Source organism: Acinetobacter sp. Brlt_5 (genome assembly GCF_051949055.1).
GTDB lineage: Bacteria > Pseudomonadota > Gammaproteobacteria > Pseudomonadales > Moraxellaceae > Acinetobacter > Acinetobacter indicus.
This window is the reverse complement of record NZ_JAYJLP010000005.1, coordinates 35,044-58,080: the sequence shown is the minus strand read 5'-3', so window position 1 is coordinate 58,080 and position 23,037 is coordinate 35,044. Positions and strand designations below refer to the sequence as shown.

General features: G+C 47.4%; 18 protein-coding genes, 2 tRNA genes and 1 pseudogene. 13 read left to right on the top strand and 8 right to left on the bottom strand.

The genetic code is table 11. From position 1 onward, the window contains the following. Positions 1-28: 28 nt before the first annotated feature. Positions 29-916, bottom strand: coding sequence for an SDR family NAD(P)-dependent oxidoreductase (locus VF685_RS05065; protein WP_005180554.1), 888 nt, complete (start codon positions 914-916; stop codon positions 29-31). A gap of 308 nt (positions 917-1,224) precedes the next feature. Beyond that, positions 1,225-2,502 carry an O-acetylhomoserine aminocarboxypropyltransferase/cysteine synthase family protein gene (locus tag VF685_RS05060; protein ID WP_005180552.1) on the bottom strand — a complete coding sequence of 426 codons (1,278 nt, stop codon included), beginning with the start codon at positions 2,500-2,502 and terminating at the stop codon, positions 1,225-1,227. Between the two features lie 316 nt (positions 2,503-2,818). Here VF685_RS05060 and ettA point away from each other — a divergent pair, with 316 nt between their 5' ends. Then, positions 2,819-4,480, top strand: coding sequence for an energy-dependent translational throttle protein EttA (gene ettA / locus VF685_RS05055; RefSeq protein WP_005180550.1), 1,662 nt, complete (start codon positions 2,819-2,821; stop codon positions 4,478-4,480). 256 nt (positions 4,481-4,736) lie between these two features. Here ettA and VF685_RS05050 read toward each other — a convergent pair whose 3' ends face one another. The 5 genes from VF685_RS05050 to VF685_RS05030 all read right to left on the bottom strand — a co-directional run bounded on the left by VF685_RS05050 (position 4,737) and on the right by VF685_RS05030 (position 7,436). Beyond that, on the bottom strand, positions 4,737-5,078 hold the full coding sequence (locus tag VF685_RS05050; RefSeq protein WP_286384668.1) for a hypothetical protein: 342 nt from the start codon (positions 5,076-5,078) through the stop codon (positions 4,737-4,739). Between the two features lie 149 nt (positions 5,079-5,227). Then, positions 5,228-5,303: transfer RNA gene (locus VF685_RS05045), tRNA-Glu, on the bottom strand. A gap of 28 nt (positions 5,304-5,331) precedes the next feature. Further along, a tRNA-Ala gene (locus VF685_RS05040) sits at positions 5,332-5,407 on the bottom strand. Between the two features lie 57 nt (positions 5,408-5,464). Then, positions 5,465-6,973: a glutamate--tRNA ligase gene (gene gltX / locus VF685_RS05035; protein ID WP_286384667.1), complete on the bottom strand. Its 1,509-nt coding sequence runs from the start codon at positions 6,971-6,973 to the stop codon at positions 5,465-5,467. 151 nt (positions 6,974-7,124) lie between these two features. Continuing rightward, positions 7,125-7,436, bottom strand: coding sequence for a hypothetical protein (locus tag VF685_RS05030; RefSeq protein WP_104472435.1), 312 nt, complete (start codon positions 7,434-7,436; stop codon positions 7,125-7,127). Positions 7,437-8,006: 570 nt separating this feature from the next. Here VF685_RS05030 and VF685_RS05025 point away from each other — a divergent pair. The 8 genes and pseudogenes from VF685_RS05025 to VF685_RS04990 all read left to right on the top strand — a co-directional run bounded on the left by VF685_RS05025 (position 8,007) and on the right by VF685_RS04990 (position 17,218). After that, complete coding sequence (locus VF685_RS05025) at positions 8,007-9,026, top strand: sulfate ABC transporter substrate-binding protein (protein ID WP_005180543.1); 1,020 nt, start codon at positions 8,007-8,009, stop codon at positions 9,024-9,026. Between the two features lie 186 nt (positions 9,027-9,212). Continuing rightward, the gene (gene rsmH, locus VF685_RS05020) at positions 9,213-10,124 is read left to right on the top strand and encodes a 16S rRNA (cytosine(1402)-N(4))-methyltransferase RsmH (RefSeq protein ID WP_005180541.1); all 912 of its coding nucleotides are present in this window, start codon (positions 9,213-9,215) and stop codon (positions 10,122-10,124) included. Positions 10,125-10,135: 11 nt separating this feature from the next. Beyond that, complete coding sequence (ftsL, locus tag VF685_RS05015; protein WP_005180539.1) at positions 10,136-10,468, top strand: cell division protein FtsL; 333 nt, start codon at positions 10,136-10,138, stop codon at positions 10,466-10,468. Positions 10,469-10,480: 12 nt separating this feature from the next. Further along, positions 10,481-12,312 (top strand): annotated as a pseudogene (gene ftsI, locus VF685_RS05010) (penicillin-binding protein PBP3). A 3-nt stretch (positions 12,313-12,315) separates the two neighbouring features. Further along, positions 12,316-13,809 carry a UDP-N-acetylmuramoyl-L-alanyl-D-glutamate--2,6-diaminopimelate ligase gene (locus VF685_RS05005; RefSeq protein WP_127799872.1) on the top strand — a complete coding sequence of 498 codons (1,494 nt, stop codon included), beginning with the start codon at positions 12,316-12,318 and terminating at the stop codon, positions 13,807-13,809. 12 nt (positions 13,810-13,821) lie between these two features. Next, complete coding sequence (locus VF685_RS05000; RefSeq protein ID WP_127799874.1) at positions 13,822-15,231, top strand: UDP-N-acetylmuramoyl-tripeptide--D-alanyl-D-alanine ligase; 1,410 nt, start codon at positions 13,822-13,824, stop codon at positions 15,229-15,231. Beyond that, a complete protein-coding gene (gene mraY, locus VF685_RS04995) occupies positions 15,232-16,350 on the top strand; it encodes a phospho-N-acetylmuramoyl-pentapeptide-transferase (RefSeq protein WP_005180530.1) in 1,119 nt (372 codons plus the stop codon). A gap of 64 nt (positions 16,351-16,414) precedes the next feature. Continuing rightward, a complete protein-coding gene (locus VF685_RS04990; protein WP_440203580.1) occupies positions 16,415-17,218 on the top strand; it encodes a putative RNA methyltransferase in 804 nt (267 codons plus the stop codon). A 122-nt stretch (positions 17,219-17,340) separates the two neighbouring features. Here VF685_RS04990 and ponA read toward each other — a convergent pair whose 3' ends face one another. Continuing rightward, positions 17,341-19,917 (bottom strand): penicillin-binding protein PBP1a, encoded by a 2,577-nt coding sequence (ponA, locus tag VF685_RS04985; protein ID WP_168398428.1) that lies wholly within the window; start codon positions 19,915-19,917, stop codon positions 17,341-17,343. A gap of 169 nt (positions 19,918-20,086) precedes the next feature. Between ponA and VF685_RS04980 the strand changes: the two genes are divergently transcribed. From VF685_RS04980 to VF685_RS04965, 4 genes are read left to right on the top strand one after another with little or no spacing between them, the layout of a single operon-like run. Continuing rightward, complete coding sequence (locus tag VF685_RS04980) at positions 20,087-21,145, top strand: pilus assembly protein PilM (RefSeq protein ID WP_075174946.1); 1,059 nt, start codon at positions 20,087-20,089, stop codon at positions 21,143-21,145. Continuing rightward, the gene (locus VF685_RS04975) at positions 21,145-21,780 is read left to right on the top strand and encodes a PilN domain-containing protein (RefSeq protein WP_005180516.1); all 636 of its coding nucleotides are present in this window, start codon (positions 21,145-21,147) and stop codon (positions 21,778-21,780) included. The genes VF685_RS04980 and VF685_RS04975 overlap by 1 nt, the downstream gene beginning before the upstream one ends. Continuing rightward, a complete protein-coding gene (locus VF685_RS04970; protein ID WP_005180513.1) occupies positions 21,777-22,496 on the top strand; it encodes a type 4a pilus biogenesis protein PilO in 720 nt (239 codons plus the stop codon). Before VF685_RS04975 ends, VF685_RS04970 begins: the two co-directional genes overlap by 4 nt. After that, entirely contained in the window at positions 22,496-23,023 is a 528-nt protein-coding gene (locus VF685_RS04965; RefSeq protein WP_045795346.1) for a pilus assembly protein PilP, read from the top strand. The genes VF685_RS04970 and VF685_RS04965 overlap by 1 nt, the downstream gene beginning before the upstream one ends. Positions 23,024-23,037 lie beyond the last annotated feature (14 nt).

Sequence of the window (23,037 nt, the reverse complement as noted above, 5' to 3'; positions counted from 1 at the left end):
CATTAGACAGGTCTTTAAAAGGATTGTTTTACCAGTGTTCACCCGGGAACAAACGGGCATACGCTTTTTGTACCCAGTTCAGCTTTTGTGGCTGACCCACCGAAGCCGATGAACTTGGGAACAGGTTATAACCAATCGACATCAGCTTGTTGTTAATATCCGGTGCAATCGCATAAGTAATTGAAGCCAAACGGCCTAAATGTGTGGCAATTTTCTTCGGACGTTTCACAATGGCATAGCAGATTAAATCGGCCGCCTGTTCCGGTGAAAGGGTAGGAACATATTTATACATTTTGGTGGGTGCGATCATTGGAGTACGCACCAGTGGCATATAAATGGAGGTAATTGCAATATTGTGTGAATGTACTTCGGCCGATAGACAGCGGCTAAAAGCATCCAATGCGGCTTTAGAGGCAACATAAGCCGAGAAACGGGTCGCATTGGCCAATACGCCAATCGAGCTGATGTTAATAATCTGGCCGCTACGACGTACCATCATTTGTGGCAGAATATTCATCACCAGACGCACTGCACCAAAATAATTCAGCTGCATGGTGCGTTCAAAATCGTGGAAACGGTCTAAAGATTCATGCACGGCACGACGGATTGAACGTCCGGCATTGTTAACTAAAATATCAATATGATCGACAGACGCTAAAATATCTTTTGAAGTCTGGTCAATGGCTTCCCAATCATTTAAATCACACGGGAAAATAGATGCTTTGCCGCCTTTGGCTTCAATCTCTGCTTTGACCTGCTCCAGGGTTTCCTGGGTACGTGCCACCAGCAGCACATGCGCTCCCGCCTCTGCCAGACGATAAGCGGTGGTCAGTCCGATACCACTGGATGCACCGGTAATCAGTACGGTTTTTCCATTTACTTTTTTCTTGAAAAGTTTCTCTAGTTTTGCCTTCACACTCGTATCCCTGCTTGATTAAAAGATCAGACTCAATGGTCTTTGTTATTTGAATTTTTGCGCCCAATCTCATTGGTTCGGGCTGTTATGATGGGCATTATAATAACCGAAGTTTAAAAAAAAGCTATAAAATAAGTGCTTGAAATTGAAAGTTATTTTAGAGTAATTGCTCTAATGGGGTGTTTTGGTGGATTGGTAAATTCTGCTTAAAATTTTTCGACAAAGCAAGTCCTTGTTTCTATGTTTAAAAAGCAAAAAGTCTGCCATTGCAGCGCAAAAGCAGACCGTTTGTCGTGAAATTGCAATAATTAGACGCTAGCCAGTGCCTGCTCCAGATCAGCAATCAAATCATCAATATGTTCAATGCCAATCGACAGGCGCACCATATCTTCACTTACCCCCGCCGCTTTCAGCTCTTCATCATTTAATTGTCGATGGGTGGTGGTAGCCGGGTGGCAGGCCAGACTCTTGGCATCGCCAATATTGACTAAACGGGTAAACAGTTGCAGCGCATCAATAAAGCGGGTGCCGCCTTCACGGCCATCTTGCACACCAAAGGATAGAATCGCAGACGGTTTGCCTTTAACATATTTTTGCGCCAGCGCATGTTGTGGATGATCTTTTAAACCGGCGTAATTGACCCATTTCACTTTAGGGTGCTGCTGCAAATATTCCGCCACTTTTTGGGCATTTTCGGTATGACGTTCCATGCGCAGGCTTAAGGTTTCCAGTCCTTGTAGAATCAGGAAAACATTATGCGGGCTAATCGCTGCACCGGTATTGCGTAGCGGTACCACGCGGGCGCGGGCAATAAAGGCTGCTTCGCCCAAGGCTTCGACATAATTCACCCCGTGATAGCTTGGGTCAGGGGTATTTAAGGATTTAAAACGTTCAGGATATTTGCCCCACGGGAATTTACCGCTATCGACAATAATTCCACCAATCGAGGTGCCATGGCCACCAATATATTTGGTCAGCGAATGCACCACAATATCGGCACCAAAATCAAAGGATTTTTGCAGCACCGGTGTGGCCACTGTGTTATCCACCACCACCGGAATGCCATATTCATGCGCAATTTGGGAGATGGCTTCTAAATCAATAATATTGCCGAGCGGATTACCAATGGATTCCACAAAAACCAGTTTGGTTTTGTCATCAATTAGTTCGCGTAAGGCTTCCGGGTTCTGATAATCAAAGAAACGGACTTCGACGCCCTGTTTTGGCAACGTATGTGCGAACAGGTTATAGGTACCGCCATACAGGGTTGAAACCGATGCAATATTATCGCCAGCTTCGGCCAGGGTCTGAATGGTATAGGTAATTGCAGCCATCCCCGACGCCAGTGCCAGCGCACCAATCCCGCCTTCGAGCGCTGCCACACGTTGCTCCAGCACTGCCGTGGTCGGGTTCATGATACGGGTATAAATATTGCCTTGTACTTTTAAATCGAACAGATCGGCACCGTGCTGGGTATTGTCAAAGGCATAAGAGGTGGTCTGGTAAATCGGTACTGCCACGGCTTTGGTGGTCGGTTCAGGGGTGTAGCCAGCATGAATGGCCAAAGTTTCAGCTTTATACGTCATTTTTCGTTCATCTTGCGTGAGTTATATTTTGATCAAGTGTAGCAGGTCTATTTATGAAATAAAGAGGGAAATATCTGCAATAATTATCTTTAAATTTCATAAAGACGCCCTCATTTTAAAATTTCAACGGCGGATAAGGCTGCAATGTATGCCTGAATTTTGGGCACTTTAAAGAGTTGTAACAAAGCGTGGAAGATGAGGCCGATCCCTTATCTTTTTCTGGCTTTCAGGTATAATAGCCGATTATTTTTTCGCTCATTTGAGTAGGGGTGGCGGTTTTGCCCCCGAAATTGGTTTTTCTATTGAGGAGTCCTACGTGGCCCAATATATTTATACGATGAACCGAGTGTCGAAGATGGTTCCGCCGAAGCGCGAAATCTTAAAAGACATCTCTTTATCATTTTTCCCAGGCGCAAAAATTGGTGTGCTTGGTCTAAACGGTGCAGGTAAATCGACCTTGCTTCGTATTATGGCGGGCGTAGATAAAGATTTCTCTGGTGAAGCACGTGCACAGCCAGGAATTAAAATCGGCTACCTTGAGCAAGAACCACCGCTCGATCCAACCAAAGACGTTCGTGGTAACGTGGAAGATGGCGTACGTGAAGCGCTTGATGCATTGGCGCGTCTGGACGAAGTATTCGCTGAATATGCAGCTGAAGATGCAGACTTTGATGCGCTTGCAAAAGAGCAGGAAAAGCTGGAAGCCATTATTCAGACTTGGGATGCGCACAACCTGAATAACCAGCTGGAGCAAGCCGCAGCGGCATTAAACCTGCCAGCATGGGATGCAGATGTGACTAAGCTTTCAGGTGGTGAGCGCCGTCGTGTGGCACTGTGCCGTTTGCTATTGTCTAAACCAGACATGCTGCTGCTGGACGAACCGACGAACCATTTAGATGCTTCATCTGTAGCCTGGTTAGAACGTTTCTTAAAAGACTTCCCGGGCACCATCGTGGCGATTACGCACGACCGTTACTTCCTTGATAACGTTGCCGAGTGGATTCTGGAGCTTGACCGCGGACATGGTATTCCATATCAAGGCAACTATTCGTCTTGGTTAGAGCAAAAGAACGCGCGTTTAGAGCAAGAGCAGAAGCAGGAAGAATCTTTTGCGAAGGCATTGAAAAAAGAACTTGAATGGGTTCGTTCAAATGCCAAAGGTCAGCAAAAGAAAAACAAAGCGCGTATGGAGCGTTTTGAAGAGCTGAACTCACGCGAATTCCAGCAGCGTAACGAAACGTCTGAAATCTATATTCCACCTGGTCCACGTTTGGGTAACAAGGTGGTTGAGGTTGAAGGCATCAGCAAGTCATTTGGTGATCGTACCCTGTATAAAGATTTAACCTTCACCGTACCACCTGCAGCAATTGTCGGTATTGTGGGTGAGAACGGTGCAGGTAAAACCACACTGTTTCGTATGATGACTGGTGAAGAGCAACCAGATACCGGTACGGTAACACTGGGGGAGTCGGTTAAAGTCGCTTACGTGGGTCAGATTCGTGACACGCTAGATGATAACAAAACCGTGTGGGAAGAAGTGTCTGGCGGTTTAGACATCTTACGTATTGGTGAATACGAAATTGCATCACGTGCTTATATTGGCCGCTTTAACTTTAAAGGCCAAGATCAGCAAAAACGTGTTGGTCAATTGTCAGGTGGTGAGCGTAACCGTTTACAACTGGCGAAAATCCTGCAAATGGGCGCTAACGTCATCCTACTCGATGAACCGTCAAACGACCTGGACATCGAAACTTTACGTGCGCTTGAAGATGCAATTCTGGTCTTCCCGGGTACCGTGATGGTGATCTCGCATGACCGTTGGTTCCTCGACCGTATTGCAACGCACATCCTGTCATTCGAAGGTGAAACTCCTGAATTCTTCACTGGTAACTATGCGGAGTTCGAAGAATACCGTCGTAAACGTGATGGTGATGACCTGATTACCAAGCGTCAGAAATATCGCAAAATTGGTGGTTAATCCCATCTAAATAAAAAACCAGCCTTCGGGCTGGTTTTTTTATGTAGTTTGAATAGAGAGCTATAAAGAGATGGGTATTATCCTGGTCGCGCTATATAGATATAGAAGGAAGGCGTGTAGCGATCGCAGGAAGTGTGCAATACTTTTAGCACTTCATTGAAGGAGATGATTTTTTACCTTTTTATAATCATGGGCTGGCGTTGGGAGCTATCCTGATCAACGCCAGATGCAGCTTTGTTTGAATCAATGAGAAAAATCAGATTTCCCACTCATGGTTGCATTCGCGGCATTTCCATTTCTTCTGGTTTTGCATAAAAGCCTGCATTGAAATTTTAAAATCTGGCAAATCACGATAGAACATGAAGCCGGCAATTAAACAGATCACAAAGACAATTACGGTTGCTGTTTGCAGGGTCGTGCCCGCACCATCCCCAAAAATCCACATGGCAATACTAATCAGCACCAGCAGCAATAAAATAAAAATAGCTGGAATCAGAAATACCAGGCTTTTTGGCACCACCGGACGTGGAGCTGCTTGGCCTGCTTGCGCAACAGGCATGATTTTCGGGCTTTGACACTTCGAGCAACGGTATTGCATTACAACTCCAAAATTCTAATCTGTGGTTTATTTTAATCGGAATACATCAGAAAGCAAAAAAGCACAGCAAAATAAAACAACAGGCAATAAAAAACCCAAGTCATAATGCTTGGGTTTTTTATCAGATCACTTTAAAAGTGAGCTTAAATTGGCGTCCCTACGGGGATTCGAACCCCGGTTACCGCCGTGAAAGGGCGATGTCCTAGGCCTCTAGACGATAGGGACTTATTGAGGCAACACAATTATGAAACCATGGTGGAGCCAAGCGGGATCGAACCGCTGACCTCTACAATGCCATTGTAGCGCTCTACCAACTGAGCTATGGCCCCAGTCTGTGTGAGCGCTATATTATGAAGATAATGCTCACACGTCAACAAAAAACTGCATTAACTTGCATCAACTGCATCATTTTTCGGCAATTTTAAGCTTTCATTGAGTTTTTCCCAGGCTTTTAGCTCTTTTTTGCTTGGTCCGCCCACAATTTCCAGCGCATGGCGCAGACGGGCAAAAGTTAAATCCGGACCAATAGTGACCATGGTCTGCATCACTGGCGTAGATGCAGTTGAACCGGCAATGGCAATAAAGAATGCCGGCATAAAGTCGCGCAGTTTAATTTCCATTTGTGCGGCCAGGTCCATTAAGGTCTGGCTCACGGTGTCATTGTTCCAGGTGAACAGACTTTCCAGACGCCAGATGGCAAACTGCAAGCTTTGACGAACCTGTTCTTCAGACAGTTTTTTACTTTCAAACTGTTCTTTTGAAAGTGTCGGGAAATGGTTGAAGTAGTGCGCAGACCAGTTCACGGCTTCAGATAATAAGTTGATACGTGGCTGAATCGCGGCAGCAATCTCTTCCAGCTTGGCGCGATTGGCTTTCCAGGCCAACAAGGTATCCAGCAGTTCAGCCGGAGAAAGGGCTTTAATCCACTGACCGTTGAGCCAGTTCAGTTTTTCCACATCAAAGATTGGACCGCCCAAAGACACACGGTTGATGTCAAAGTGTTCAATCATTTCCGCCAGGGTGAATTTTTCACGCTCATCCGGCATTGACCAGCCCATGCGGCCCAAATAGTTCAGCAAGGCTTCTGGCAGTACGCCAATGTCTTTATAGTAGTTGATTGAAGTCGGGTTCTTGCGTTTTGACAGTTTGGATTTGTCCGGGTTACGCAGCAGCGGCATGTGGCACAGTACCGGCATGTCCCAGCCAAAGTATTGATACAGCAACTGATGTTTTGGTGCTGATGGAATCCATTCTTCACCACGAATGACATGGGTAATTTGCATTAAATGGTCATCGACCACGTTGGCTAAATGATAAGTTGGCAGGCCATCGGTTTTTAGCAGAATCTGCATGTCGACTTGCGCCCAAGGAATTTCCACTTCACCGCGCAGCATGTCGTTAAATTTGCAGATGCCTTCGGTTGGAGTTTTCATGCGGATTACATGTGGTTCGCCTGCCGCCAGACGACGCTGAACTTCTTCAGCGGAAAGCTGTAAACCGCGACCGTCATAACGTGGAGATTCACCACGTGCTTGCTGTTCGGCACGCATCTGGTCCAGTTCTTCTGCAGTTGCGAAGCAGTAGAAGGCATGACCTTTTTCAACCAGTTCCAGTGCATACTGTTTATAGATGTCCATACGCTCCGATTGACGGTATGGCGCATGTGGGCCACCCACATCTGGACCTTCTGACCAGTTCAGGCCTAACCAGCGCAAAGAATCAAGAATCATTTTTTCAGATTCAGGGGTCGAGCGCAGCTGGTCGGTATCTTCAATACGCAAAATAAATTCGCCGCCATGCTGTTTGGCAAAGCACAGGTTAAACAAGGCAATATATGCAGTGCCTACATGCGGAAAACCGGTAGGAGAAGGAGCAATACGGGTACGAACAGTCATAATCAGTAATGAGTCAGAATGTAAATTGGAATCTATTATAACGAAAAAGCCTGATCACTTAATGCTTTATTCTGCATTCGATGATCAGGCTGCAACAGCACGCGGCTTGAGGGGGAGTCAGTCGCGCGCAGGTTCAGTTCAATCCGGTCAATTAAGACTGGTTCGAGCTGAAGAAGGATTGTACAAAACGGCTAAAACGCTGGTTTTGTGAAGCAAAGAAATTCTGGGTTGGCGCTGCTTTAATTGACGTCATCATTTTCAGGTCATTATCGGCTTGCAGCTTGTCTGTTTTGGTGGTGCCTAACTGTTCTTTTTGCTGCAACAGGGCTTTTTCAATGAGGGAGGGTTTGGCCGGCACCATTTTCACCGCAGTATGGGTATTTTTAACCACTGCCGTATGGCTGGTTTGTGCCATCAGGCCCAATCCTAAACTTAAACACAGTACATAGACTGACTGTTTCATCCTGATACTCCCCCAAACTGGTTTTGGATTTAATTTTTTTACGTTGTGGCTACTATATAACCACAGATAAAATATAAAAAGTAAGAACTGCATCACACTTTTTACAAAAATATAAAAAATGTCAGGCTGCTGGTTACTTCTATTCACATTTCGCTGTTGAGTACATGTTTTAGCAAATAACTGTGAAGAGAAAGTGAAGATCAGCAACAAAACTTATCTTATATCATATTTTTTTATATATAATTATGCAAGTTTCGCATTTTATTGATATGTAACTGGGTATTTAGGTGAATGGATCAAGTGCGGGCTATCTCATCTTAATCTTGCTTTAAATCAGCACGGTTTGCCAAGCGTCTGAAAGCCGGGTTTATTCATATTTTTGAATATCTATTCCATAAAAAGCTATAACCTGATTTTGGCCCATCGGTTATGCTGCTTTTTAAAAGAAAAACAAATGATTAAAAGAAAAAATTGCCCATCTTAAAACGAAAGTAAAAATTTTTCTGAATTGCGATTTATGATTTTATTTCATATAGTTAGCATTAATGTAGATAACCTATTTGTGCTGTCATGAAATCTCAAATTAAAGCTTTATTTTCAGCGGCTTTGCTGGCAACCGGCCTTGCGGCAACGGTCAATTCTGCCCAGGCAGCAGATCGTCAATTTTTAAACGTGTCTTATGATGCGACACGCGAATTCTATGATGAATTTAATGCCTCATTTGGTGATTACTGGAAAAAACGCACCGGTTTAAGCGTGAATTTCAAGCAGTCTCATGGCGGTTCAGGCAAACAGGCGCGTTCAGTGGTCGATGGCCTGAAAGGTGATGTGGTGACTTTGGCACTGGCCAACGATATTGAAGAAATCGTCAGATCGGGTCAAATCCAGCCGGGTTGGCAAAAAGAGTTCCCGCATAACTCGGCACCATATACCTCAACCATCGTATTTATGGTGCGTAAGGGCAATCCAAAGCACATCAAAGACTGGACCGATTTAACCAAACCGGGCGTACAGATTATTACTCCAAACCCGAAAACCGGTGGTCTGCCACGTTGGGTATACCTGTCTGCATGGGGCTATGCATTGAAACAGCCGGGTGGCAATGAAGCCAAAGCCAAAGATTTTGTCAGCAAGATGTATCACAACGTTAAAGTGATGGACTCTGCAGCACGTGCCTCAATGACCACTTTCGCAGAACGTGGTATTGGCGATGTACTGCTGACCTGGGAAAACGAAGCGCTGGTGACCCTGAAAACCTTGGGTAAAGACAAGTTCGATATTGTTTATCCATCGATGTCGATTTTAACCGAGCCTTCAGTGGCAATTGTTGACCGTACCGTAGAGCGTAATGGCAACAAGTGGCTGGCAACTGGTTATATCAACTATTTATATTCACCGTTGGGTCAGGAAATGGCAGCCAAACATTTCTATCGTCCACGCAATGAAAAGGTACTGGCCAAGTATGCGCATCAGTTCCCGAAACTGAAAACCTTCACCATTGATGAAGTATTTGGTGGCTGGGCCAAAGCGCAGCAAACCCACTTTGCGAACGGCGCCATCTTCGACCAGATTTATAGCAGCAAGCGTTAATCATCTGCGGACTGGTTAAAGAATAAATTCAAACAGCCTCCTTGTGAGGCTTTTTGAATATTTGGCAAAATCACAAAACGGTTTTCTCTATGAAAAGTAATATTTCTGTACAAAAAGTCGTTTGGAGCTTTGTCAAAACAAGGTAATAATGTGCAGTTAAATTTTGGCTGTATTGATTGAATCCCTATGTCGCATATTTCTGTATTACTCCACGAAACTGTTGATGCCTTGCTGGCAGAACGCAATACAGGAATTTATGTCGATGGCACCTTTGGCCGCGGCGGGCATACCCGTTTATTGCTGTCCAAATTAGATGAACATGCGCGTGTGTATGCCTTTGATAAAGACCCACAAGCCTTAGCGGTTGCAGCAGAACTGGAACAGCAAGATCCGCGGTTTAAAATTATTCATGCCAGCTTTGCCGATTTAAAGCAGGAACTGGCCGCACGTGGTATTGAACAGGTTGATGGGGTGATGGCCGACCTGGGCGTATCGTCTCCGCAGCTGGATCAGGCTGAACGCGGTTTTAGCTTTATGCAGGATGGCCCGCTGGATATGCGTATGGACAACTCGCAGGGGGAAACCGCGGCTGAGTGGTTGCTACAGATTGAAGAAGAAGCCCTGGCCAATATTATTTTTAAATATGGCGAAGAACGTTATAGCCGCCGTATAGCTAAAGCCATTAAAAACGCCGGTTTGATTGAAACCACCGGCCAGCTGGCCGAAATTGTAAAAACTGCCCATCCAAAATGGGAAAAGCATAAACATCCGGCAACGCGAACATTTCAGGCCATTCGTATTGCTATTAATAAAGAATTAGAAGATATTGATATTTTCTTGCCTCAGGCCGTGGAAGTGCTGAAGCCTGAAGGCCGTCTGGCGGTCATTAGCTTCCACTCTTTAGAGGACCGTTTGATTAAACAGTTTATTCAAAAAGAATCAAGCTTGGCAGAAGATACCGGTTGGGGGCTGCCGCAAGTACAACAAGATACCCGCCGTTTAAAAAAGATTGCTCGTATCCGTGCGAGTGAAGAGGAAGTCAAAGCCAATCCGCGTTCACGCAGTGCGTGGCTGCGTGTGGCTGAAAAGTTAGCTTGAACAGGCGAAGAATGAAAACCAAAGCAGTTGAAAACAATACAGAACAGTCACGACTGAAAAAAATGGTCGTCTATTTGATTTTGTTGGCCCTGGTGTTTATCAGTGCGCTCATGGTGGTCTTTCAGGTGTTTGAATATCGACATGATTATCGTCAGCTCAGTTCTTTTATGCGTGAGCGCGATGATCTCAATGCCGAGTGGGGCCGTCTGCTGATTGAACAGCAGACCTTTGGTGCCACCGCCCAGATCGGGACACGTGCCGTAACCCAGTTACGCATGTATTCACCACCCACCGCACAAACTGTGGTGATTTCATTGCCGACGACTTCAGAACAGAAACAATAGGGCTGGCTGTACATGGTAAATTCGCGTAAGAAGCAAACAGGTAAAAAACAGCAGTCTGTTACCCAAAAAAGCAGTTTAAATGTCGATATGTGGCGCTTCTACCTGATGTGGGGAACGGTGCTGCTGGTCTTTGTGGCGCTGGTCTGCCGGGCCTTTTATGTGCAGATTATCAATCATGATTTTCTGCAGAATAAGGCCAATGCCAATATTCTAAGAACTGAAAAACTCAAAGCCATGCGCGGCGTGATTTACGACCGGCATGGCGTGCCTTTGGCGATTAGTACCCCCATCATGAAAGTGGTGATTGATCCGCGTGATTATTTTGAGGCCAAAGAGCTGTATGACGACACCATGGCCGAGCTGGCCAAAGACCCGAATAACCGCAAACTCAAGCGTCAACTGCCCAATAAAAACCTGAATCTGGATGAACTGGCCGATGCGGTGGGCATGGACCGTCAGGAACTGCATCAGAAAATGCATGAGCGTCCACGTTCACGTTATCTGGTGCTGCAAAAAGAAGTGCCACCACAGCAGGCGGAACTGATCCTGAAGCGCAACTTCCAGGGTGTCTATACCGAGAAAAACTATAAGCGTTATTATCCGCAGCCACAGCCGAATGCCCAGATTATTGGCCTGACCAATAGTGAAGGCACCGGGATTGAAGGTCTGGAAATGCAGCTGAACAGCCGTCTGGCTGGGGTCGATGGCGAACAGCAAATTATCCGTGATAAACGTGGTAACCGGGTTAAAGATCCGGAAGTGATTAAAGAAGTCGAGCACGGTGAAAATATCACTTTAAGTATCGACTCGCGCCTGCAATACATCATGTATCGTGAACTGACCGCTGCCGGCGTGGCCAATAATGCCCGTTCTGCCACAGCCATTGCAGTCGATGTGAAAACCGGTGAAATTCTAGCCATGACCAGCTGGCCATCGTATAACCCGAATGACAAAAAGGGCCTGGAGAACAAAGATGCCATGCGTAACCGCGGGGCAGTCGATTCCTTTGAGCCGGGCTCGACCATGAAGCCATTTACCGTGGCCATGGCGCTGGAAAGTGGTAAATATTCGGCCAATACTGTGGTCAATTTAGGGGGGGGCTCGATGCGTGTTGGTAACCATACCATCCGTGATACCCACAATTATGGCAATTTGACCCTGGCTGGCATTATCCAGAAATCGTCTAACGTCGGCGTGGCGAAAATTGCCCTGTCTTTGCCCTATCCAACCTTGCCCACCTTCTATAAACGCTTGGGCTTTGGCCAGCGTTCGGCTGTAAAATTCCCGGGTGAAAGTGCCGGCCTGATTTTACCGCCAAGCAAGTGGAATGTCTCTGAAGTGGCAACCATGTCCTATGGTTATGGTCTGAATGCGACCGTGCTGCAACTGGTCGATGCCTATGCCATGATTGCCAATCAGGGCAAAAAACTGCCGCTGAGTCTGTATAAGTTGGAAGGCGAAGTGCAGGGCGAGCAGATTCTTGACCCGAAAATTGCCGAGCAGGTTCTGCTGATGATGGAAGCGGTGACTTTACCGGGCGGTACGGCGCGTCAGGCCAATATTCCGGGTTATCGTGTTGCCGGTAAAACCGGTACCGCACATAAATTGCGTGCTGACCGCAAAGGCTATTCGCAAAATGAATACCGCGCCCTGTTTGCCGGAATTGCACCGGTCAGTGACCCGCGTCTGGCCATGTTTGTGGTGGTAGAAAACCCGACCGGTCAATACTATGGCGGTCTGGTTGCTGCGCCAGTGTTTGCACGGGTGATGCAGGAATCCTTACGTTTAATGAATGTACCTTTAGATAAACCTTTAGATACAGCACAAATCCAGTAAATAGGTGATGAATGTCCATTACATTTCAAGATCTTTACACCGTTGAGCATGTTGCTGGATGGAGGTCACAACCCTTTGCAGGCTTCAGCTTAGACAGCCGCAAAGTTACAGCAGGGCAAATTTTTATTGCCCTGACCAGTTTTTCGCAGCCTGAAAAAACCGTCCAGTTTGCCGAAGCAGCGTTGGCACGTGGCGCGTTGGCTATTATTGCAGAAACCGATTTGGGTCTGCCGAATCAGCTGATCGTACCGGAGGTACGTCACTTAATGGGGCAGTGGCAAAAACAGTATCTGCATGCCACGCAGCCGCTGCAGGCTGCACGTATTCTGGCGGTTACCGGTACCAATGGCAAAACCACCATCGCCCGTCTGATGGCAGAACTGCTGATGTTACAGCGCAAACCGTGTGCGGTGATGGGCACCACCGGCAATGGCATTTTGCCGAATCTGGAAGCCTCTTCGCATACCACGCTAGATGCCTTACAGCTCCAGCAGGCCCTGCACAGCTATGCCCAGCAAGGCGCTGAATTTGCGGCAATTGAAGCCAGTTCACACGGACTGGAACAGGGTCGTTTAAATGGCTGTAGCATTGAAATTGCCGTGTACAGCAACTTAAGCCGTGACCATCTGGATTATCATGGTACGCTGGAGGCCTATGCTGAAGCCAAAGCCGCGCTGTTCCGTTTTGCCAGCTTAAAAGTGGCGGTCATTAACCTGGATGATGCCTTTGCGGAAGTTATGCTGACCGCCGCGCGTCAGAATCCGGCACAACCAAAAATCCTGACTTATTCCACCACGCAAGCGGCGGATTATCAGGTGCAGAATATCGAATACAGTCTGGCTGGTGCGCAGTTTGAACTGATCAGCGCCCAGCAGCGTTATCGTGTACACAGTCCGTTACTGGGCCATTTTAATGTGGAAAATCTGGTGGCCAGTCTGATTGCCGTTGAGCAGGCCGGATTTGACTTGTCGGATTTAATTGCCAGCGCGCCACAGCTGCAAGGTGCACCGGGACGGATGCAGGTGATTCGTGATGGCGAACGTCTGTTTGTGGTCGATTATGCGCATACACCAGATGCCTTGAAACAGGTGTTAATTACCCTGAAACGGCATGTATCGCAGCAGCTCTGGGCTGTCTTTGGCTGTGGCGGCGATCGTGATCGCGGCAAACGGCCGTTAATGACCCAAGCCGCGCTAGAGCAGGCTGATATCGCCTTGCTCACTTCGGACAATCCGCGGACTGAATCGCCTGACCAGATTTTTGCCGACATGCAGCAGGGCATTGATTTTAGTGGCCACAGCTATCATGAAATCCGTGATCGTCGTGAAGCGATCAAGTTTGCCGTGAAGCAGGCCCAGCCGGGCGATATCGTGGTGATTGCCGGTAAAGGTCACGAAAATTATCAGGAAATTGATGGGGTGCGACACTGGTTTGATGATGTCGTTGAAGTTCAGGCTGCAATTGATGTCCAGCATCATGCTACCAGCTCTGCCTATCCCGCCTAATCAGGAATTCTTATGCATACTTCAACCACCAGTACTGCGGTCTTGACGCCGTGGAGCGCAGCGCAGTTACAACAGGCCACCCAGGGTTATTGGCTGAATGATCGCGCACCAAGCACTGAAATTAAACGTATTTTAACCGACTCCCGTCATGCTGAAGCCGGCGATGCCTTTTTAGCACTGAAAGGTGAGCGTTTTGATGCCCACGATTTTGTGGCGCAAGTGGCGGCCAGCGGCTGTCAGGTGGCGATTGTCAGCCAGCCGGTCGATGCCGATATTTTTCAGTTGGTGGTGCCGGATACCCGCCTGGCGCTGGGCCATTTGGGTGCCTATCGTCGTGCTCAATATCCCGATCTGAAAGTGATTGCCTTGACTGGTAGCAGCGGCAAGACCACCACCAAGGAAATGCTGGGCAGTATTTTATCACGTCTGGCGCCGACCTTAATTACCCGCGGTAACCTGAATAATGACCTAGGCGTACCGATGATGTTGCTGGAGCTGCGTCCGGAACATCAATATGCGGTGATGGAGCTTGGGGCCAGCCATCAGGGTGAAATTGATTACACCTCACAGCTGGTACAGCCACAGGTAGCGGGGATCATTAATATCGGCACCGCACATCTGGGCGAGTTTGGCGGCCGTGATGGCATCTGCCGGGCCAAATCTGAAATTTATGCGCATATTGTGGCAGATGGATGTTCGATTGTACCGGCCGCAGATGATTTTGCTGACTCGATCCGTCAGGCAGTTCGCACTGAACAGCAGCTTAGTTTTGGTAACGGCGGGGATGTGTTTGCCACCGACATCGAACTCCAACCCCAATCGACCCGTTTCCAGCTGCATACCCCGCAAGGCGTGCGTGCAGTCGATTTACCGTTTGCCGGTGAACATAATATCCAGAATGCCACAGCCGCAGCGGCATTTGCGCTGGCGATTGGCATTGGTCTGGATGATATTGTTGCCGGACTGGAACAGGCCCAAGGTGCTAAAGGTCGTCTGAATTTTATTCAGCACGGTGCGCATCTGTTGATTGATGATACCTATAATGCCAACCCGACCTCAATGCGGGCGGCCGGTGAAGTGCTGGCGCAGCAGGAGGGGATTCGGGTCATGGTCATCGGTGATATTGGTGAGCTGGGGGCATCGGCGGCAATTGAGCATTATAAGCTCGGCCGAGATTTGGTGTCGCTCAAAGGCCTGAACTTTGTGGTGGCGGTGGGCGAGTTTGCTCCGGCCAGCCAGGAAGGGGCACGCAGTACCCAATACGGCAAAAAACTCCAGGCCTTTTTGAATCAGGAACAGGCCTTGCCATTTTTAATTAGTCTAGTTGAAACACATCAACCTCAGTCCATGAGTTTCCTGTTCAAAGGTTCTCGTTATACCCATATGGAAACGTTGATGACTGCATTGATGGAGAAACTTTAAATGCTGTTATGGTTGTTTGAACAGCTTGCGGGCTATCACAGCTCGTTTCAGGTGGTTCGTTATTTAACATTACGTTCATTGCTGAGTGTCCTGACAGCGCTCGGGATTGGTCTTTTGCTTGGACCTGTGATGATTCGTAAGTTACAGGCATTAAAATACGGTCAGGCAGTCAGCTCGTTTGCGCCAGAAGGACATGCGAAAAAGATGGGTACCCCGACCATGGGCGGTGTGCTGATTTTACTGTCGATTGGGATTTCGACCCTGCTCTGGGCCGATCTTTCCAACCCCTATGTCTGGATTGTACTGGCGGTTATGGTGATCTTTGGTGCGGTCGGCTGGGCCGATGACTGGATTAAAATCCGTTATAAAGACAATGCCGGACTACCAGCACGCAAGAAATTCTTCTGGACTTCGGTGGCCTCTTTGGGCGCGGGTATTGCGCTGTACTATATTGCCACACAGCAGCCGAACCCGGCGCAAACCGCCGATATGCTGGATGTATTAATTCCGTTCTTTAAAGATTTCAGCATTCCGTTATCCATGATTCCACTGGGTATTGGCTTTATTATTTTCACCTATCTGGTGATTAATGGTGCTTCCAATGCGGTGAACCTGACCGATGGTCTGGATGGTCTGGCGATCATGCCAATTGTACTGGTTGCGGCTGGTTTGGGTGTATTTGCCTATTTAGCCGGTGATGTGCGCTTTGCCGATTATCTGCATATTCCTTATGTCAAATACGCCTCTGAACTGGTGGTAATCTGTGCTGCCATGATTGGTGCCGGTCTGGCCTTCCTCTGGTACAACGCGCATCCGGCGCAAGTCTTTATGGGTGATGTCGGCGCTTTATCGTTAGGTGCGATGCTCGGCACAATTGCGGTGATGGTGCGTCAGGAAATCGTTTTTGCGATTATGGGTGGCGTGTTTGTGGTTGAGGCGATATCGGTCTTCCTGCAAATTGGCTCACTGCGGATGCGTAATAAACGCGTGTTCTTAATGGCGCCGCTGCATCATCACTATGAAAAGAAAGGCTGGCGTGAAACCCAGGTGGTGATTCGTTTCTGGATTATTACAATTATGCTGGTGGTTTTAGGCTTAATGACCTTAAAATTGCGCTAAGCAAATTGAACTGAAAAGTCGGCACTTGCCGGCTTTTTTATGGCAGCAAGCTTGGGAGAAAAACATGAACCTGCTGATGTGTCCTGTCTGTCGTCAGCCCTTAAGCCTGACCGACCGAACATGGCGCTGTGACAACAAGCACAGTTATGATGTGGCCAAACAGGGCTATGTCAATCTGCATGTGGTGCAACATAAGCACAGTAAAAATCCGGGTGATACCCCGGAGTCTGTACAGGCGCGCCGGGCATTTTTAAGTGCAGGACACTATGCGCCGCTGCAGCAGGCTGTGGTAGAGAAAATTCGCAGCCTGCGTATTGAAAACCTGCTCGATATTGGCTGTGGGGAAGGCTATTACACCAACGCCATGCAGGCTGAAGTACTGCAATGCGTGGGCGTCGATATTGCCAAAAATGCAGTGCAAGTGGCCGCCAAGCTGAATAAAGACGTGACCTGGGTGGTGGGAACCGGTGCGACTTTGCCGGTTTTGGATAAATCAATTGATCTGTGTACCAGTCTGTTTAGCCCAATTCCGAAAGAGGAAATTCTGCGGGTGTTGAAACCGGAAGCTTATCTGATGGTGGTAAGCCCGGGACCGCAGCATCTGTTTGCGATGCGCGAAGCCTTGTTTGAAGAAGTTAAAGCGCATGAACCACAGAAGTTTGTGGAACAGCTAAAAGATGGGTTTGAGTTGGTCAGTGAAGATGTTGTTGATGCAGCAATGTGCTTAAATCAGAGCGATTTAAAACATCTGATTGCGATGACGCCATATGCCTATAAGGCCAAACTGGAACGTCGTCAGGCGCTGGAGCAGCAGGATCAGTTCCTGCTGAATGCGCAATACCAGATATATCTGTTTCAGAAAAAGTAAGTGTTTAGTCCTAAAAAAGCCCAAAAAATGAGCGTATTTACATACACTCATTTTTACTACATTTTTCTAATATTTGCTTAACTGACTGGCATTACCTCAGTTGAGGGCTTTTTGTTGTGCGTTTATAAGACTTCATCAATTAGGTTTTCAATCGCATCAGGGCGAGAATTCTGCTGCTGATTTTGCGCTGGTTGTTGCGGCTGTGCCGGTTGCTGTGGCTGAGGCTGCATTGGTGGTGGAGTCGCCTCATCCGGAATCAGGATTTCCTCACCCGGCAAATCATCAAAATCATGCTGCGGTGCAGGCGCGACCGGTGCCGGCGCAGGACGATACAGCGGACGGGCCAATGGCGGTGATGAACGATAGCGCTGCTGCAACTCCTGCTCCATGCTGTCATTGCTGGCACTATCGCGGCTTAGCTGGTTGCCTTTACGGTCCAGACTGACCCAGGCTTCCGGTGTACCTTGCAGGGCTTTACCCATAAACTCGGTCCAGATCGGCAGGGCTGCGACACCGCCATATTCACGACGACCCAAAGTCGTTGGCTGGTCAAAACCGACCCAGGAAATGGTCACCAGTTTACCATTAAAGCCGGCGAACCAGGCATCTTTGGCATCGTTGGTGGTTCCGGTTTTTCCACCAATATCATTACGGCCAATACGCAGGGCAGCGCGTCCGGTACCGTACTGAATCACATCACGTAGAATATTGGCCATATCATAGGCCGAGCTGGATTTTAAAATACGCTGTGCCTGACGATACTGGCTGCGTTCAATCTTGTTGGCTGGCGCTGCATCTGCAGTTTGGATTGACTGATTGGTGACTTCAATCACTTCATCATCTGGCGTTTTTACTTCAGCTGTTTCAGGATTTTTTTCATCTTCACTGATACAGGCAATGCAGGCATATTCAGGATTGGCCTGATAGATGGTTTTGCCATACGCATCTTCAATACGCTGAATAAAATGCGGTTGTACCCGATAACCGCCATTGGCAAAGGTGGCATAGCCGGTGGCCATTTGCACCGGCAGCACCTGTGGCGTACCTAAGGCGATGGTGTAGTTACGCGGAATCTGGTCTTCCTGCAAGCCAAAATCCATAAATAGTTGGCGGGTACGGTCCAGACCGACGGTTTGAAGTAAGCGGACTGAAACGGTATTTCGAGATAAATACAGCGCACGGCGTAAAGGAATCATGCCCAGATAACGGCCATCCGAGTTACGTGGTGACCATTTGCCAATGGTAATTGGGCTGTCATTGAGCATGGTATGCGGAGTCATGCCGCGTTCAAGCGCCATCGCATAAACAAAGGGTTTGATAATTGAGCCTGGCTGGCGCCAGCCTTGCAAGGCACGGTTAAAGGTCGATTGATAAAAGTTATAACCGCCGACAATGGCTTCAATCGCGCCATTGTTTGGGTTAATTGCAATCAGCTGCCCCTGAACTTTGGGAACTTGCACCAGTGACCAGGAACTTTTGTTCTGGTTAGGGCGTAAACGGACAATATCGTTAACTTTGACAATTTGAGCTGCCCGGTTTGGTGCTGCGCCAACACTATTGGCATTGCGATAGGGACGCGCCCAGGACATGCCAGACCACGGGACAGTGACGGTAGAACCATCCTGCATCAGGGCTTCAAAAGAATTGTTCAGGACTTTGGTGACTTGTGCGGGATAGGTGTTGGCAAAGGCACGAAAGTCACTCAGTGGCTGGTCATGCGCTTCGGCACCGCGCCAGCCATGACGGCGGTCATATGCTTCTAGACCATTTTGCACCGCCTGCTCGGCATAAGCCTGACGTTTACTGTCAATGGTGGTGTAAACCTTATAACCAGAATCAACCGCCTGCTTGCCGAATTTTTTGACCAGTTCAGCTCGGACCATTTCCCCAACATAGGGGTGAATATTACTGATACTGCGATCCGGCATATCCAGGTTAATTGGCTCGGCAATCCCACCCTGATATTCATTCTGGTTGATATAACCGAGTTGCAGCATCCGGCCCAGAATCCAGTTGCGACGTTCTAAGGCACGTTCCGGATTGACCACTGGATTGTAACGTGATGGCGCTTTTGGCAGACCAGCAATCATCGCCATTTGCGCAATACTCAGTTCTTCCAAGCTTTTGTTATAGTAAATTTTGGCTGCTGCCGCGATCCCGTAAGCATTTTTACCGAGAAAGATTTTATTGACATACAGGGTCAGAATTTCTTCTTTGGACAGGTTCTGTTCAATTTTTCGGGCTAGAAAAATTTCAGTCAGTTTGCGTCTTAAAGTGCGTTCCGGGCTTAAATAATAGTTCTTGGCCACCTGCATGGTAATGGTCGAGCCACCGGTTTGCACATTAGAACCGGTCACCGCTTCACTCACCGCACGGCCTAGGCCTTTAAAGCTGATGCCGCTATGTTCGAAAAAGGCCGAATCTTCAGCCGCTAAAAAGGCATAGATAAACTTTTCGGGAATCTGGTTGTACTCGACAGGTACAGAAAGTTTGCCACCATACTCTGCAATTAACTGATTATCCGTGCTATAAACTTGTAAAGGCTTCAAAAGAGGCGCTTTTTTTAGAGTGGTCATTTCCGGCAAAGATGGGGCAATATAGAGATACATGCCATAAAAACCCATCGGAATGGAAACTAACACAATAATTATGAGCAAAAAAAATGGATGAACACGGCCCGAACAAGATAGCTTTTTCATAACAAGTAAGTTTTAATAAGAGCTAATGGCAAACTAATTGCTGGTCAGTATAGCCTTTACCCATACGGATTGTTAGATGAGTTATTGTATCCGTACAAAAATATAGACCACAAAGCAACTTAGTGAATGGCATTTTTTGGGGATAAAAAAATAATAGGAAAAACTTATTGTGCGCAGGTTATATCGTAAACCGAGTAAGGGGTTAATAGGTGTAGATATTAGTTCTACTTCTGTTAAGTTATTGGAGCTCTCTGTAAAGAATGATCGTTACTGGGTGGAAAGTTACGCCTTGGTACCGCTCTCAGAGGGCAGTGTGGTTGAGAAAAATATTCTGAATCCTGAAGCTGTAGGGGATGCGCTCGAGCGTGCCTTTAATTTGGCCAATACACCGACAACAGCTGCCGCTTTAGCGATTCCAACCTCAATGGTAATTAGCAAGACCATTGAGATGGATGCCGATATGACGGATGACGAACGTGAAGTTCAAATCCGGATGGATGCAGAGCAATATATTCCTTTCCCATTAGATGAAGTTAGCCTGGACTTTGAGGTGCTGCCTGATCGTCTGGCCAATCCAAACCGGGTCAATGTTTTGCTGGTGGCGACACGACTGGAAAATGTCGAGAGTCGCTGTGAAGCGATTGAACTGGCCGGTTTAACCCCAAAAGTGGCAGATGTCGAAAGCTTTGCCATTGAAAATGCCTTTAAAGTCTTCGCCGATACCTTGCCGATGGGGGTAAATACCATTGGTGTGTTAGACATTGGTCATACTATGACCACGCTGTCGGTACTCAAAGACAATAAAATTATCTATACCCGCGAGCAGGTCTTTGGTGGCAAGCAGCTGACCCAGGAAATCCAGAACCGTTATGGTCTGTCCTTTGAAGAAGCCGGCCGCGCCAAGAAAAGCCGTACCTTGCCAGATGATTATGATGTTGAAGTGTTGGAGCCATTCCTTGAGGCGGTGGTGCAGCAGGCGGCACGTTCGCTGCAGTTCTTCTTCTCCTCATCGCAGTTTAATGAAATTGACCATATTCTGCTGGCCGGTGGGAATGCCAATATTCCGGGTCTAGCCAAGTTGCTGCAGCAAAAACTGGGTTACCGCGTCACCATTGCCAATCCGTTTTTACAGATGGGTTTCTCCTCCAAAATTGATATTAAAAGAATTGAAAGCGATGCCTCTTCATTGATGGTGGCATGTGGCTTGGCATTGAGGAGTTTTGATTAATGGCAAAAATTAACTTACTCCCTTGGCGTGATGAGCTAAGAGAAAAACGAAAAAAAGAATTTATTGCGGTTTGTATTGGGGCTGCATTAATTGGGGTGCTGGCCGTCACGCTGGCATGGTTCTATTACAACCATAAACTGCAGGATCAGGAACAGGCCAATCAGCTGGTGATCAGTACCAATCAGAATCTGGATGTACAGTTAAAGTCGCTGGAAGGCCTGCAAGAGCAGCGTAATGCCATTGTCGAGCGTATGAAGCTGATTCAAGGTCTGCAAAGTCAGCGTCCTGTAGCGGTACGTTTGGTCGATGAGCTGGTCCGCGTTACCCCAAGTAGCATGTATTTGACCAAAGTGGCCCGTATTGGCAATAAATTTACCTTTGAAGGCAAGGCCGAAAGTCCAAACACGGTAGCAGAGTTCCTGCGTAATCTGGAAGCATCACCATGGTATCGCAACGCCTTCATGAATTCTTTCTTGGCCGTTGAAGAAAATAAAAACAAGGCACCAAGTTCGGTTGTTCCACGGGTAGAAGAAAGCTATGGCAGCTTCGTGGTAACGGCAGATTTGGATGAAATTGCACTTCCAGGCACAGCACCTGCGTCTGGTACTCAAGCAACAGCGGGGGCAGTACAATGAGTCTCGATCAATATGAAGAAATGAATCAGGATCCTGTTGCTGCGCCAAAGAAAAAAATGACGCTGGATAAATTCTTGCAGCAATGGAATACCTTAGATCCGAATAACTATGGCAGCTGGCCGTTTTCCGTCAAGCTGACCATCTGGATCTTTATCATTATTTTAATTGCCTTCCTGGGCTATTTCCTGGCCATCAAGCCGAAGCTGGATGCAATTTCCAATGCGCGTGCACAAGAGCAGAACCTGCTGAATGAGTTTCGTGAAAAAGATTCCAAACTGCGTAACTTGCAGCAATATCAGGCACAGTTACAGGAAATGGAAGCCAACTTTAACCAGCAGCTACAACAGTTGCCAAAAGAAACCGAAATTCCAGGTCTGGTTGAAGATGTCAACGTTACGGGCGTGAATTCAGGCTTAAGATTTAAAAATATCCGTCTGGAAAATGAAATCAAGCAAGAGTTCTTTATCGAGCAGCCAATTTCGATTGAAGCCACCGGTGATTATCATGCTTTTGGTTCTTTTGTGAGCGGTACAGCCGCTTTACCGCGAATTGTGACCATGCATGATTTCACTATTACTGCCGGTGAAAACAAGGAAAAGAAAACCGATATTCCACAAATTACCTATGTCGCGAAAGCCAAGACCTATCGCTATGTCGGGAATACCGATGCACAGGCCGGTAATAGTACGACTCCAGCCACAGGAGCAGCACAATGATGAAATTTGAAAAACTTTCGTTGGTTCTGGTGTTGGGCCTACTGGCTGCAGGCTGTGATTCACGTATTGATGCCGTGAATGCACAAATGGCAGAAATCCGTAATCAGCCGCCGTTGCCGATTGAGCCGGCACCGACTTTTGAGCCAGCACCTGTATTTAACTATGCAGCACATCAGCTGAAAAGCCCGTTTATGCCAAGTTCTCTGGCGGCCGAGCTAAAGATTATGGCGGGTAAACGGGTTTATCCAAACCTGTCGCGCCAGTTGCAGCCTTTAGAAAGCTATGCACTGGAAACTTTAAGTATGAAAGGCAGCATGCGCGGGCAACGCGGCGAGATTCTGGCCCTGATTCAAACTCCAGATGGTGAAATTGAACGGATTCAGCGCGGCAGCTATATGGGCTTGAATCATGGTCGGGTCATCAATATTACGCCGACACAAATTGACTTAATTGAGATTATTCCAGATGGTCGCGAAGGGTATGTTGAACGTCCAAGAAGTCTAGTACTGATTGGGCCGGCGCCATAAATTAAAGGAATAAA